Source organism: Armatimonadota bacterium (assembly GCA_029907255.1).
Lineage (GTDB): Bacteria > Armatimonadota > UBA5829 > DTJY01 > DTJY01 > JAIMAU01.
In genome coordinates this window covers 312,889-327,617 of sequence record JARYMF010000001.1, presented here as the reverse complement: position 1 = coordinate 327,617, position 14,729 = coordinate 312,889, and the positions used below count along the sequence as shown (strand labels likewise).

The window sequence follows — 14,729 nt, the reverse complement described above, 5'->3', positions numbered from 1 at the left end:
CCTTCTCCTAAAATCTTGTTTGTTAAACTAAGGCTATACGCTAACTGCTTGCCCAGTCTCTGCTGATTGCCGCGCAGCAAGACAAAGGCGTACAGCATAAGCTGCTTCTTCTGGTGTAATTATCTGTGGCATTAGACCTTTCTCGATGCAATCAAGGAAGTACACAATTTCGTTATAGTATCCTCCGAGTGAGGAAACGTTGCCGCCTGCGTCAGCCGACCCTGCGGTTGGTTGAGGTACCTCAGGATACTCCGCAGGCTCACCTTCAGGCTGAAGAATTAGCGATGGAGAAGCAGTTGCATCGAAGAAAATGACACCTTTCTCACAAACAACCCTTATCTGGCTAGTAAATGGAAACCCTTCTGGCATTGCCAAACACCCAACTGCTTGGCTAGACATACCATTTTCGTGGCCTATTAGCATGGTAAGCGCCGTATCATAGGCGCCTCTAGCAGTTTTTATTCCATATGCAACAACCTGTTTTGGCCTTCCAAGAATCCAAGCAAGGAAGTCAAGGTCATGAATGTGAAGATCGAGTATTGCACCACCGCTTCTAACTGGATCGGCAAGCCATCCCTGCCATGCCCAAGTAGCTGGAGCACTCAACCTTTGAGCTGTAGCCCATAAAGGCCTCCCTAACCTGCTAGAATCAATTATTGACTTTAGCACTTGACACTCTGGCCAAAATCTTACTACATGACCTATCATTAATTTACTTCCGGCCGCTTCCGCTGCAGATACCATTCTTTCACAAGAACCCATACTCAAGGAAAGCGGCTTCTCGCAAAAAACGTCTTTTCCAGCATTTAGCGCTTTTAGAACATGTTCTTCATGCATATATGTGGGTGTACATACATCAATTGCATCTACATCCGACCCCTGAAGAAGTTCATCAATACTTTCAAATGCTTTACAATTAAGCTTGCTTGAAGCTTCAGCACGGCGATCTTCTTCAATGTCAGCAACAGCAACTACCTCAGCCTTTCCGCTAGCCTTATAGCATTCAGCGTGCATTTTGCCCATAAACCCATAGCCTATTAGACCTATTTTTACCATTGAAACCACCTCTTAAGAAGTGAACTTTCAGTCTTACTAGCTTATTTCGTTTTTTCGCCTCAGCCATCCTTCGTAGCAAATAAGATAAGAATTCACTAATTCGCAGAAGGTAGAAACCTCTGAGAGCTCGAAAATCATTGTGAATACAATTAACTGGAGGGCTAGGTCCGTGGGACTAAAACAAAGTCTAGCAGTTTGTTTTGCGCTGGTCTTTTTTCTTTTTTTTCAAGCAAATTTAAACGCAGAAGAAGGACAAAAAACAAACATTGATAAAGGAGTTAATAAGAAAAGCTCAGCCTCTGTGACTGGGCTACAAAAGAACCGAAAGGACGCGTTACAAGTGAGACGCCTTGAATGGGAAAAGATTAAAATTGACGATGGAGCTTATGAATCTGCTTGCGCGTTCGATGTAAACAATGACGGCAAGCTCGACATTGTATGTGGCGGCTTCTGGTATGAGGCGCCGAATTGGACAAAACATAAGATTCGCGATGTCATGTCCGCTGGTGAGTATTTCGATGATTTTTCGACCATTCCAATGGATGTGAATGGCGATGGGTTCATGGATTTCATCACCGGCGGATGGTGGGGCAAAACCCTCTCATGGATTGAAAATCCCAAGGGACAGACAGTTGAATGGAAAAAACACGACATAGCAGAAGTTGGCTCAATTGAAACTACGCGCGCCTGGGATGTTGATGGCGATGGACAACCTGAAATTGTGCCAAATACTCCTGGCAATCCTCTGAGGGTTTTCAAGCTGGAAAATGGCATATTCAAAGAATATGTTATAAGCAAGGAACCACAAGGGCATGGCTTGGGATTTGGAGACCTACTTGGCAATGGAAAAGGCTGCTTCATTACCCCAAATGGATGGCTTGAACCCATGGGTGACCCCCTCACCGGCGAATATGTTTTCCATCAGGAGTTCCAGCTTGGCAGCGCTAGTGTACCAATTATTGTAGCAGATGTTAACAGGGACGGCACGAATGAGTTGATTGTTGGTCAAGCACACGGTTATGGGCTCGATTACTACACACAAAAGATTGAAAATGGCAAACGTATATGGACCAAGCATCCCATTGACCCATGGTTCTCGCAGTATCACGAGATGCAATGGGTGGATATTGACGGTGATGGAGAATGCGAACTTGTAACTGGCAACCGTTTCCGCGCTCATTGCGGCAATGAGGCAGGTGAGACGGATATTGTCGGCATTTGGTACTTCAAATGGAATGGAGAATCGTTCACAAAATGCGTGATTGACTATGGAAAAAAAGGCGACCATTCTGGCACTGGCATCTTTATGTGGATAGGTGATATTGATGGCGATGGCAGACTCGACATAGTCGCACCCGGAAAAGAAGGATTGTTCCTCTTCAGAAACCTAGGGCCAGAAACTGCAGGAAGTCAAAAATGATTGGCAATTGGATTTTGTCCAACATAAAGGAATCTGGAAAATGAAAGGGCTCCTGTGTCTAATTGGGCTTCTAGCCATGATTACAAGAGCAGAAGCAGCCGATGGCTTAGCAATTCAAATATCGGAATCTGGGAAGCGCTATTTGGTTTACAATGGCAAGCCCCTTCTAGCCTTTGGACCCGGCGACGAAAAAATGCTAATTTCAATCAACAACCCCTCAGAAGTTCGCCGGTGGGCAAAATGGCAAAAAGATAATGGCATGTGTCTAATTCGAACCTACCCAACTTGTGTTCCCACGCCTGGCTGCCTTCACCCATTCAAATCAAAAAATGGCAAATGGGATATAGACGCCTGGAACGACGAATACTTCAAGAATATGGAGCGCTTTTTTTCCATTCTAGAGGAATATGGCATTGTGGTTCATTTACAGCTTTGGCAAATTGTGTGGTTCAAAGAGGATAAACCCGATAGATGGGCGATGAATTATATTAACCCTGCCAACAATATCAACGAGTGGACTCGCGCTTATCCGCGCGGCGCCGACTACATGAACGCCCCACCAGACAGCCCTGCTGGAAGACACCGCAAAGAATGGGTAATGCGAATCCTTAACACAGTTAAGGGTCACAAGAATGTTTGGATTGACGTAATTAATGAACTTGGCAACGGCGGAATTGGGGATATGAAATGGGCACACGACGTGGTATCTTGGATTCGCGAATGGGAAAGAACTAACGGCCAAAAGCTACTCGTCGGCGTAGATATGTGCAACTTCAATGCCAGTGCTTTTGAACCTTTTGAGAAAAACTATGACCTGCTAATATTCAATGAGCTCCACAGGGATGAGGCTCTCCAAGCAGCAAAGCGATATAACAAACCAATGGTAAGTGTACGCTCAAGCGATGGAAGCAACAATCGCGAAGACTACCTTTTCATTGATGCCGAAAGCACCAGTCCTGAGCACCAAACTCGATATCGAACGCTATGTTATAGAAGTATATTCTCTGGTCTGCAATCCATTGGTGCATATTGGAAGTCTGAAATTCAGGGAGTAAACTACACCGACATGAAAGATTGGGCACAATATGCCCGTGCGTTGAGAAGATTTTGGGGAAAGATTAGCCATGCCTGGCCAAATCTAAAAGTGGACGATTCAATTGTTTCCAAAGCAATAACTCCATTCGCTTACGGTATGAAATCCAATCAATTATATGCTGTATATCTCGAATGTGGTCCGCATACAGCAGGCAATCATTATCAATCCTCGCTTCTCGAAATTAAGTGCCCCTTTGTGAATTATCATGTTGAGCTGTTTGACACTAAGAAAGGTGTATCACAGCATGCGAGCAGCTCACGCAGTAAAGACAAAATTATAATCCAGCTTCCAGAATTCGTTGACGATATAGTGGTCCTGATATGGCAAACCAGAAGCAAAGGATAAAGATTAATAAATTGGGGCTGTTGTGTTTAAGATAATACACTTTTTAAACGCTGATAGGAGGTCTTTCAAATGCCAAAAATTGCAATGATTGGCGCGGGAAGCGTCATTTTCACAAAAACACTCATGAACGACATAATGGCAACGCCCTCACTTCAAGAAAGTGAGTTTGCGTTGATGAGTCCAACAGAGACCAAACTTCGCAAGATGGAGGCCTTTGCAAAGGATGTAATTCGAGAAAACAACCTTCCAACTAAAGTTTGGGCAACCACCGACCGAAGGAAAGCCTTGGATGGAGCCGACTATGTTGTCATTACAATCCAAATCGGCGGCATGGATGCCTTCCAAGCTGATTATGAGATTCCACTGAAATACGGAGTAGACCAATGTATCGGAGATTCACTTGGGCCAGGTGGTATTTTCCGAGCCCTAAGAACCATACCAGTGCTAATAGACATTGCCAATGATATGAAGGAACTTTGTCCCAATGCCCTCATGCTTAATTATGCTAACCCAATGGCAGCTAATTGCTGGGCTCTCGGTACTGTTCCCGGATTAAATTTCGTCGGCCTCTGCCATGGCGTCCAAACAACCATGGATCTAATTGCCGGATATGTTGGAATACCAAAGGAACGCATTGACTTCCTAGCCGCTGGAATTAATCATATGGCGTGGTTCCTCAAACTCGAAGTAGACGGCAAAGACATTTATCCAATCTTAAGAGAAAAATTCGAGAAGCCTGAATATTACATAAATGAAAAGGTTCGCGGCGAGGTATTCAGACATTTCGGATATTTTATGACGGAAAGCACAGGGCATCTTTCAGAATACGTACCATGGTTCCGCAAGAACAAAAAAGCGCTCGAACTTTACTGTGACCAGCCCGACTTTGGCGGCGCTTCTGGAGCATATTACAAATACGGACGTATGCTGGAAGAAAAATTCCGTACAACCGATCCACTCAGCATTGAAAGCAAAAAACTTGAGCCGCGAAGCGCAGAATACTGCTCGTACATAATTGAAGCAAAAGAAACGGGAAATATCTTCCGATTAAATGGAAATGTGAGAAATGATGGATATATAACCAATCTACCCAACGGATGCTGTGTTGAGGTACCAATCTACGTTGACAAAATGGGTTTGCATCCAACAGTTGTAGGAGAGCTTCCGCCACAGTTGGCGGCCCTGAATCTCACTAACATAATAGTGCAAGGCTTGACAGTTCAAGCGGCGCTTAAAGGTGACCCAGAGCTTGCGGCGCAGGCAGTGGCATTAGACCCACTCACCTCAGCCGTTTGCACTCTTCACGAAGCCCGCGAGATGACGCGTGAGATGTTTGCGGCAGAGGCAAAATGGTTGCCTCAGTTCGCTGGGAAGGAGCTTAAGCCGCTTCCAATAATTGAAATACCGCCCGATATTGTTCCGGCAGATGTCCCGCTAGACCCAGCATTGGCGATAGCAAATAGGTTTGGCAAGCTAGCGAGTGCATAATTAACAGCGAATAGGAACGCTTTTCACCAGGTGATATTTTCTAAAATTCATAGTATGGAGATGAATTTATGGAAAAAGTTCGCATAGGCTTTGTTGGTGTTGGCGGCATGGGGCAATGTGCACACCTGCGAAATTTTGTCACCGTGCCCGACTGCGAAGTTGTTGCAATAGCAGAAGTTAAAGAAAAACTCGGGAAGCTTGTGGGCGAGCGATATGGTATTCCCAAAGTGTATAGAAACCATGAAGATATGCTCGCATCAGAAAAGCTCGATGGTATTGTCGCATCACAACCGTTTAACCGTCATGGCACCCTAATCCCAGAACTAGCCAAGGCAGGTATCCCAATTTTTACTGAGAAACCTTTAGCTGGGTCAATTGAAAATGGAGAGAAAATAATCCAGGCTCTTGAAAAAGCAAAGACTTGGCAAATGGTGGGATACCACAAAAGAAGTGACCCTGCAACAATGTACGCCAAAGCTGAAATTGACCGGCTCAAAAATACCGAGGAATTAGGCAAGTTGAGGTATGTACGAATCCTCATGCCTGCAGGTGATTGGGTTGCAAATGGCTTTGTAGGCTTAATTACCTCTGACGACCCACCTCCAGCACTTGAATGGGATCCTCCTGCTAGCGACATGGACGAGGAAACTTTCAAAGAATATACAGCCTTCGTAAACTATTACATTCACCAAGTAAATCTCATGCGCCATCTTTTGGGTGAACCGTACAAAATAATTTTCGCTGACCCATCAGGTGTTGTCCTTGTAACCCAAAGTGAGAGCGGCGTTGCCGGCACAATTGAAATGTCGCCCTACCGAACAACAATTGACTGGCAGGAGTCAGCACTTATTGCATTTGAGAAGGGCTGGATAAAGCTGGAACTGCCTGCTCCAATGGCAACCCACCGTCCCGGCAAAGTAGAAATAATGCGCGATCCTGGAGGTGATGTTACACCAACGACAATGTGCCCTACCCTTCCATGGATTGGCGCCATGAGACAACAGGCGATGAACTTTGTGGCGGCAATTAAAGGTGAGATGAAGCCATTGTGCGAGGCACACGAGGCGCTGGAAGATTTAAAGGTTGCCAGAGAATACATTCGTTTACTAAGAGGCAAGTAAATAACAGTCATGTTATTAGTAATGACGCTCAAAGACAGCTAGGCTGGCATAGGTTTTCCATTTGGATGGAGTATACTTATGGATTTGTCATCTTGTTGGCTGCCTGGACTGCATTTCTAGCAGCTTCGGCTGCTTTGGATTCCTCACCAAGGGCATAGTAAACGCGAGAAAGGTACTCCCATGTATCAGGCAAGCCGTCAATTTTTGCGGCACGTTCTAATTCCTTTTTCGCAAGGGATAAATTGCCCATTGTTGCATAAATCGTTCCCTTGTTAAAATGAATCCTTCCAATATCCGGCCAAAGCTTTTCCAAACGGGCGTAAGTTGACAGAGCAGAATTATATTCCTTTACTGCAGTATAGCAGATTGCCAAATTATACATAGCACTTACATTGGTGGGGTTAATGAAAAGGACCTTGCGGTAGATAGGTATTGCCTCCTCCATTAGGTTCTGACCAAAGAGGCTATCCGCCCTTTTTTGTTCAATGGAACCAATAAATGAATAAACTGCACGTACCGAACTGCAAATAAAAAGCAAAAATACAAGTGCAAAGCACAAAATTAAAAACAGACGTATACCATTCCCTGTTCGAAAGTCTTTTGTGTGCGTTTTCCAACTTCCCAGTCCACTTAACAAGCCAAGAAATACCCAAAAGTAAACACCGCCAACGGAATAACGCATCGCGACACCAACGAGATTGCACACAAGAAAACCTAATATTGCACCAATCAGTACACCCGATGTATGCGTCTTTTCAAAAGACTTTCGAAGTGCAAAAACAACTGTCATCCCCAGCATCAACAAGAAAATTCCCAATCCTATGATGCCTGTTTCTGCTGCAACCTCTATAAATTCGTTATGCGCGTGTTCCGAAGCAGTCGCAATTCCGGTGTAAAAGAATGACGGCGTCAACTTTTCCGGCATATAAACTTTCAGCGCACCTGGGCCAACGCCAATTATTGGATGTTCAAGAAACACACGGTATCCCGCCCGCCATTGAAGAACCCTTTGAATGTTCGAAAGATCTTTTGTATCAAGCGAAGTCTTTGCTCGCTCGAAAATCCCACCATTAATTGATACTAACACTGTTATTCCAAGGAGGACTGCTACCCCAACCCCAACCTTCTTTGCATCTTTAAACGTGAAACCGCGCGTCCCAAGCAGTATTGGCAAGCCGAATCCGATCGCCAAAGCAAGCAGTAAACCAAACCATGGACCACGCGAGTAAGTCCATAAAAGACATGCGAGCTGCATTCCTGCCAAAACAAGGAGCCCCCATCTGCGCAAGGCGTTTTCTTCATCCAAATAAAGCAAAAGCGTAATCGGAATAACAAGCACAAGATATGCAGCGAAGTAGGTTGGGTTGCCAAAGCTAGCCAAAACACGCTCATATGATGGGTAAGCCCACATGATGGGGTCAAGGCCAAAGCGCTGGATGATTGCATAGATGCAAGGAATTACCGATGAAAGCGCAAGTATTGAAAATGTATTGCGGATTTTATCGGATTCTCCAAGATAACGCGAACATAGAAAATAAACGAATACATGTGAAAATATTCGAATTGCTTCGGGCCTAGTCGCCCACTGGTATTCAGCGTTGAGGGCAGAAACTATATTCCATACAAGAAAGGCAAGAATTACGAAGTCAAGCGGCGTCCACTTAATCTTCAAACTCTTCTTGCTAATTAATCCAACAAGGATAACCACAGCGATTGCAAGAAGACCTAAATTCAGTATAACGTTCTTAATCTCGGTAGGATCAGCAGTTATCGTTGTGAAAGCGGAAGGGAGAATTAAAAGCAGAATATATAGGATAAATCTAACGGCGTTCGATATCGGTTCACGCTTTTTCATTTTCAGCGATCCCGTTTCTAATTTTTGCGAACTCTAGCTTTACAGTCTTCTTAGTCGAAACATCAACCTCCCAGGTAAGCATTAAAATTTGTTATTTTATACTTGCCGTGCCCTCAGCCATTCCATCCAATTATCTAAACCATCGCCTGTGTTACAAGATACCTTTATTAATCTTCGGCCGATGTTTGCAATACTCTCCTCAAACTTGGCAAGGTCAAAAGGCACATAGGGAAGAAGGTCAATCTTGTTTAGAACCACTATCGAAGCTGAACTGAAGATCGCTGGATACTTGAGTACCTTATCATCGCCTTCAGGAATACTGCACACTACCACTCGTGCTGTTTCCCCTAGGTCGAAGCTTACAGGACAAACGAGATTACCTACGTTCTCAATTATCAAAACATCAAGCGAAGTAACATCAATTCTGTCCAATGCCTTTCGCACCATGCTTGCATCAAGGTGACACGCTCCTCCGGTGTTAATTTGCACAACTTGCGCACCGTGCCTTGCAATTCGTTCAGCATCGAGAGAAGTCGCAAGGTCTCCCTCAACGACGCCAATTTTCAAGTCTCCTGCCCGAGATAGGGTTTGCTCTATCAAACTTGTCTTTCCGGCGCCCGGTGAGCCCATTATGTTAACAACAAAAAGCCCAAATTTTTCGAATTCGGCGCGCATTTCACCAGCGAGCAGATCATTTGCAGCCAGAACTTTTTGCACTACCGGAATCTGCATTTTCTACCTCAATTGAATCAACAAACAATTCCCTTCCGGTGATTAGCTTTCCTTTGTTGCTGGAACAGCGAGGGCATGCGAACGCGCTTACAAGAGGAATATACTCATGACCACAATTTTCGCAAGCATATGCTACTGGCACTTGTTCAACGGCAACTTCTGCACCTTCCGCCAGCGTACCTTTTGCCAAAATTCCGAAGTAAAACTTCAAGCAGTCAGGCTCGACAGTTGACCATTCGCCTACCTTCAGGGAAACCTTAGTTACCCGAGATGCACCCGCTTTCGTAGCTTCTTTCAGCACAATGGAAAGTACGTTTTGGGTGATTCCTAATTCATGCATTAATAATATACTACCGCATAGGGGTTCAAAACTCAATCTTTAATATTTTTTTTGAACTTCTGTCATTTGGTTTCCCGACTTTCGGGTTTTCAGCAACCGCCACTTTTTTATTTGATGTGTTGATTGTTTGGACATAAGATGCGGCTTCTTTAATCGGCGGATAGACTGCCTTTGGGTAAAGCCCAACTCCCAAGCAAAGGATAGCAAGAATCAACATTGAAATCACAACAGTCAGAGGTGCTTCTCGGACAGATGTATTGGCGACTGCTTCGCTTTCTTTACCCCAGAATATGTTTTTAGCAGCTTTCAAAAGCACCACAAGCGTTACCAAGCTAGCAGCTATACCAAATCCAACAGCCCACCAGTTACCCGCATCTGCGCCAGCTACGAACAGCGCAAGTTTGCTATGAAAACCATTAAGAGGAGGCATACCCGAAACCGCCAGCGCTCCTATAAAGAAGCAAAAACTTGTAATAGGCATTTTCTTTGCGAGGCCACCTAGCTGGGAAATATTTCGCACTCCAGTAGAGTAGATTACCGCACCCGCAGCAAGGAAAAGCAGAGCCTTTGCAATAGCGTGATTTACCATGTGAAAGAGTCCGGCGTATATACCCAACTGCGTACCTATTCCAAATCCCATAAGTATATAGCCTATTTGGCTGACGGATGAATATGCAAGCATCCGTTTTAAGTCATCCTGTGCTAGAGCCATGAGATCTCCGATTACGAGCGTGAATACGCCAAGTCCAAGGGCAAACATCGCAACAGGCGAGAAAGTAGGGTAGAAAATTGTAACTGTTCTCACAAGAGCGTACATCGCCACCTTAATCATTACGCCCGAAAGAAGCGCCGAAACTGGTGTTGGCGCTTCTGCGTGAGCATCTGGCAACCATGGATGAAATGGCGCAACCCCGGCTTTCGTCCCGAACCCAATAATCAGAAAGGCCGAGGCAAGAATTATTGTTGTTATGGGAAAGCTACTAGCATGTAGCTTTAGCTCAGATATCAGCAATCCCTTAGCTCCCCCTACACCGGGCAGGTTTGAGCCAGTGGCATATAAAAGCACGCAACCAAAAAGCGAGAAAGTTATGCCTACGGTAAGCAGCATTAGATACTTGTAACCAGCTTCCAGCGCTCGCTTGTCCCAATAAAATGCAACAAGGAGGCCACTTGCAATAGTGCTTGCTTCAACTGCCACATACAGCATAATTATATTGTTAGAGAGGCATGCCCAGATCATGGTAGAAATAAAAAGCATTAGCCAGCCATAGAAAGCTGTTAACCTACCACTAGTGGTCGTATGCGGAAGCCCACCTTCTTTTACCTGATGCCACATGTATTTAAGGGAATAAACAACTGCAACAAAGCTGACAAGCGAGACCATATTTATTAGCAAAGCGCTCAAAGAATCAGCATATAGCTGTGTTTCAAATGAGGTTAAAATCTCGCCATGTAGTGTTTTATATCCGATTATTACAGACAATATCAAAGCGCAGGTAACACCTACAAAAGCCAGGGCCTCCCGCAGCCACGAAACAAATCTTCCGAAAGCAAATATTAGGACCGCCGTTGCAGTTGGAACAAAAATTACTAACGCTGGCAATACCGAAGCCGTTTCTACAGCCGAATGATTCATACCGCACCTCTACCAGTGTAACTCTGAGAGTTTGAATGTATCTGTCGTGCCGAATTTCGACCGGATTCCGCCGATGATGTAAAGCAATAAGTAGACTGTCACTACTACTTCGGTGGCGATACCGGCAAGCGCCGTTTCGCGAATCGTTGGCGCAAGGCTAACCAAGCTCAGATGCACGCCATTCTCCAAAAGACAAAGGCCAATAACCGTCTTTATGGCATCACGCCTGGTCAGGATGGCATATAATCCCAGCACAAATACAGTGAATGCTACAGCAAGGTTGGTGTTGGCAATCTCCGCCAATTCCTGGGTCTGCGCTACGAACAAACCTGCATGCATATGGGTGAGTTTGTACATGATGGCGAGCAGCGCAATCAGTATAACCGCTGAAGGGCCAAAGCCAATGAGTGGTTTTGTTTCCTGCTCATGACCGGCTGTTGCATTCCAAAGAAACCATGGCACTAGTACCGCCTTTGTGATAAGCGCAGTAACCGCCCAGTAAAGCAATGCTGAGTTCTGGGTAGAATATGCAAAAAGTAGTCCGCATATCAGCAATGCCTGTGCTAGATATGCAACGGTAGAATGGCGTAAATTCCTCGCTTCAACAGCCGCAAAGCTTGTTAGAATCATTAGCAAGCTTAGCGTATGAATTAATTCGGGACTAATGTGTGTCATTGTCTACACTCCAATTACTGCAAATGCTAGTGCTGCAAAAGCCACAAACAATACCCTAGCCATATAGTTCATTGATTGGTCAATCCTCAATCTAGGATTTACCACATCAATTACAGCAACCAGAATCAGAAGTATGAGGACTTTTACCAAGCCAATTAAGAAAGCAATGATATTTGACCCAACGACAGGCCAAGGGACAAACACTGATACAAAAAGAAACGAAAAAACAAGTTGTCGAACGTAAAAAACTAATTTATATAAAGCAAGTCTTGGACCGCTATATTCCATAAACGGACCTTCTACGATTTCCTGTTCGGCTTCAACTATGTCAAACGGTAATCTTCCAAGATTTGCCTGCAATGCTAGAAAGAAAGCAATTCCCGCAAATATAAGAGAAACAGTGGGACCATTTATCAAGTTCCATCCCACCATGTCAGATATTACAAGACTTTTGGCTTTGAAAGCTGCTGTTAGGAGCGATGCAATCACGATTGGCTCAACGGTAAGAAGCATCATCATTTCTCGGCTAGCGCCTTCATAGGAAAAAGGATTACCAGAGGCAAATGCTCCCAACATAATCGCTACGGCAGCTAGCGAGACTATATATACCCATACGATCATGTCACCCGCAACGCCGAGTGGGGGACCAAATCCCATGGGTGTTAAAGCTGCAACCGTAAGAAAAGCGCCTAGAGCTACCACGGGGGCAATGCGAAATAGCAATCCATCGTTAGGTCTTAAATCTTCCTTCCCCAATAGCTTAAAAATATCAATGTATGGCTGAGTAATTGGGGGTCCTTTTCTTGAGTGAACTACCGCCTTTAGTTTCCTCATTACCCCTTCAAACAAAGGCGCCAACAAAAGAACCAAAATAACATTAACTAAAACTCCACCGACAACTGTCATTCCTTACCTCCAGTGGGTTAGCTTCTTATTAGTATGAATAGTATTGCGAAAGCTACGACTGCCCCTATTAGCTGCCATATCATGTATACATGGGGCACTCCGCTGTGTGTCCGGCTGACACGTTCAGTAAAGCGTGCACCTACTTTCAGAATCGGACTGTAGAGCCAGCTATCAAGGTCAAGCACTTTTCTGAAACCCTGCAGCGCTGGGATTTTGGGTATGCGAATGCTTGGATATACTTTTGAAAATGCTGTTTTAAATGGTAAGCAAAAACCATGCGCCCGGAACCTAACTTCTTCAGGCTCGTGTTCCTCTCCACCATACCAATTTACTATCGAACGGGATTTGGCACCCCCCAAACGTAGAATAACCAATGATGCCAGGGAACAAAATATCAAGGCAATTAATGCGTAAACGGGGTTCCACAAACCCGCAACTCCCTTGCCAAAATTCAACGCAACTCCAGAAACATTCGTACCAAAAAGGGTGGCGAACACCGGTACGTAATTATTCCCCAAGATGTCCTGCGCAGCTCGGTACAGCACAATCAGCGGTAGTATTGGAGCTATACCCAAGATAACGCAAACCGCCGCTAAAGCAACTTGAGGGATTCGCATGGCAACTGGCACCTCTCCTTGGGCGCGGCGTGTGCATTCCGCAGGCTGGCCCAGGAAAATTGCGCCCAGCAACTTCATAAACGAAGCTAAAGTTGCAATTGAGATAAACATAGCAATAAGCCCAAGAGCAAGGAATAATGGCATGCGAATTCCGCCTTGGAAAGCAGACTGGTAAATTAACCATTTACTTGCAAAACCACTGAAAGGAGGAATTCCAGCTATCGAAAGCGAGGCAACGATAGCGGCCCCCATTGTTATAGGCATAATTGTGCCCAAACCACCCATTTTGTTTAAATCTCGCATTCCTGTGGCATATTCCGCCGCACCTACGTTCAAAAACAGAAGCGACTTATAGCATGCATGGTTTACAACGTGGTACAACCCAGCTATCAGGGCAAGAACAGCCAAAATTGATTTTGTTTGGATAAAATAGAAGCCTGTACCTATTCCAAGCAACATATAGCCAATTTGACCAATTATATGGAAAGAAAGAATTCTCTTTGAATCATCCTCCCTCAATGCTGTAAGCGTTCCAACAAATATAGAGATTGCCCCAAATATAGCAATCACTCCACCCCAAACTGTTAGCAATCCAGAGGTGTTAAAGAATTCTAGAGAAGCTCTAACTATGCCGTAAATTCCTATTTTGGTCATACTGCCAGCAAACGCCGCCGATGCAGGACTTGGCGCAGCAGGATAAGCCTGCGGCAACCAACCGCCTAGCGGGAACATGCCTGCTTTTGTTGCAAACCCAAGCATGAAAAGTACAATAAGGACATGTACCAAGGTTCGGTTATTTTCAGCCATTACCCCAATTGCTCTACTTATGTCTTCGAAAGCAAACGAACCAGACTCTCTGTAGATGACCAACATTGCAACCAAAATACACGCAGCCGCAACGTGTGTAACAACAAAGTACGTCCAGGCAGCTTTGACCTTTTCTTCATTCTCCCGTTCAAACCACACCAGAGCCCAGGAAGCCAGGGTCATTATTTCCCAGAAGATAAAGAAGAAAAAGAGATCAGAGATTGTTACTACTCCAACAATCGCCAGAGCCAACAATAGCGCAAAAGGATAGTATCTAGCAGGGCTTCGCTCGCTGTAAACTTTTGCCATAAACTCTACTGCGTATAGCAATGTTAGCAAACCAACAAATGGAACCACCAACAGAAACACCGCACTAAGACTATCAATGTGGAAGGACAGCGAAGCACCAATAAGGTTGAGGCTCAAAATAGGTTGAATATCCTTTTGCCCAGATGCAAGGCAACGCAATGCCAAAACCCAAAGTGCTAGCGTCGCCACGCTCATAAAAAACACTGCCATGTAGCCCGACTTACGCCAATTTCCGCGATAAGCAATCAAAACAAGGAATCCAATAAAAAGCGAGCCACTGGCTATAAACAAAAGATTTCTTGACACCAAATCCATCATTAACTCTG

The 14,729-nt window shown here is 44.8% G+C and carries 12 protein-coding genes; 4 read left to right on the top strand and 8 right to left on the bottom strand.

Features of this window, described 5'->3' with window-relative positions; all coding sequences use genetic code 11:
- Positions 1 to 33: 33 nt before the first annotated feature.
- Positions 34 to 1,056 carry a Gfo/Idh/MocA family oxidoreductase gene (locus QHH26_01280; protein MDH7480591.1) on the bottom strand — a complete coding sequence of 341 codons (1,023 nt, stop codon included), beginning with the start codon at positions 1,054 to 1,056 and terminating at the stop codon, positions 34 to 36.
- 340 nt (positions 1,057 to 1,396) lie between these two features.
- Between QHH26_01280 and QHH26_01275 the strand changes: the two genes are divergently transcribed.
- The 4 genes from QHH26_01275 (at position 1,397) to QHH26_01260 (ending at position 6,526) form a co-directional block, all read left to right on the top strand.
- On the top strand, positions 1,397 to 2,476 hold the full coding sequence (locus QHH26_01275) for a VCBS repeat-containing protein (GenBank protein MDH7480590.1): 1,080 nt from the start codon (positions 1,397 to 1,399) through the stop codon (positions 2,474 to 2,476).
- A gap of 40 nt (positions 2,477 to 2,516) precedes the next feature.
- The gene (locus QHH26_01270) at positions 2,517 to 3,917 is read left to right on the top strand and encodes a hypothetical protein (protein ID MDH7480589.1); all 1,401 of its coding nucleotides are present in this window, start codon (positions 2,517 to 2,519) and stop codon (positions 3,915 to 3,917) included.
- A 69-nt stretch (positions 3,918 to 3,986) separates the two neighbouring features.
- Positions 3,987 to 5,405, top strand: coding sequence for an alpha-galactosidase (gene melA / locus QHH26_01265; protein ID MDH7480588.1), 1,419 nt, complete (start codon positions 3,987 to 3,989; stop codon positions 5,403 to 5,405).
- Positions 5,406 to 5,473: 68 nt separating this feature from the next.
- The gene (locus QHH26_01260) at positions 5,474 to 6,526 is read left to right on the top strand and encodes a Gfo/Idh/MocA family oxidoreductase (protein MDH7480587.1); all 1,053 of its coding nucleotides are present in this window, start codon (positions 5,474 to 5,476) and stop codon (positions 6,524 to 6,526) included.
- Positions 6,527 to 6,602: 76 nt separating this feature from the next.
- Here the strand turns inward: QHH26_01260 and QHH26_01255 are convergent, their stop codons facing one another.
- From QHH26_01255 to QHH26_01225, 7 genes are all read right to left on the bottom strand, one after another.
- A complete protein-coding gene (locus tag QHH26_01255; protein ID MDH7480586.1) occupies positions 6,603 to 8,381 on the bottom strand; it encodes an O-antigen ligase family protein in 1,779 nt (592 codons plus the stop codon).
- 96 nt (positions 8,382 to 8,477) lie between these two features.
- Entirely contained in the window at positions 8,478 to 9,113 is a 636-nt protein-coding gene (hypB, locus tag QHH26_01250) for a hydrogenase nickel incorporation protein HypB (protein MDH7480585.1), read from the bottom strand.
- On the bottom strand, positions 9,073 to 9,453 hold the full coding sequence (gene hypA / locus QHH26_01245) for a hydrogenase maturation nickel metallochaperone HypA (GenBank protein ID MDH7480584.1): 381 nt from the start codon (positions 9,451 to 9,453) through the stop codon (positions 9,073 to 9,075). Before hypA ends, hypB begins: the two co-directional genes overlap by 41 nt.
- A gap of 25 nt (positions 9,454 to 9,478) precedes the next feature.
- On the bottom strand, positions 9,479 to 11,089 hold the full coding sequence (locus QHH26_01240) for a proton-conducting transporter membrane subunit (protein MDH7480583.1): 1,611 nt from the start codon (positions 11,087 to 11,089) through the stop codon (positions 9,479 to 9,481).
- A 9-nt stretch (positions 11,090 to 11,098) separates the two neighbouring features.
- A complete protein-coding gene (locus QHH26_01235; protein ID MDH7480582.1) occupies positions 11,099 to 11,764 on the bottom strand; it encodes an NADH-quinone oxidoreductase subunit K in 666 nt (221 codons plus the stop codon).
- A gap of 3 nt (positions 11,765 to 11,767) precedes the next feature.
- Positions 11,768 to 12,670: an NADH-quinone oxidoreductase subunit H gene (locus QHH26_01230; GenBank protein ID MDH7480581.1), complete on the bottom strand. Its 903-nt coding sequence runs from the start codon at positions 12,668 to 12,670 to the stop codon at positions 11,768 to 11,770.
- A gap of 17 nt (positions 12,671 to 12,687) precedes the next feature.
- Complete coding sequence (locus tag QHH26_01225) at positions 12,688 to 14,721, bottom strand: proton-conducting transporter membrane subunit (GenBank protein ID MDH7480580.1); 2,034 nt, start codon at positions 14,719 to 14,721, stop codon at positions 12,688 to 12,690.
- Positions 14,722 to 14,729: the final 8 nt, after the last annotated feature.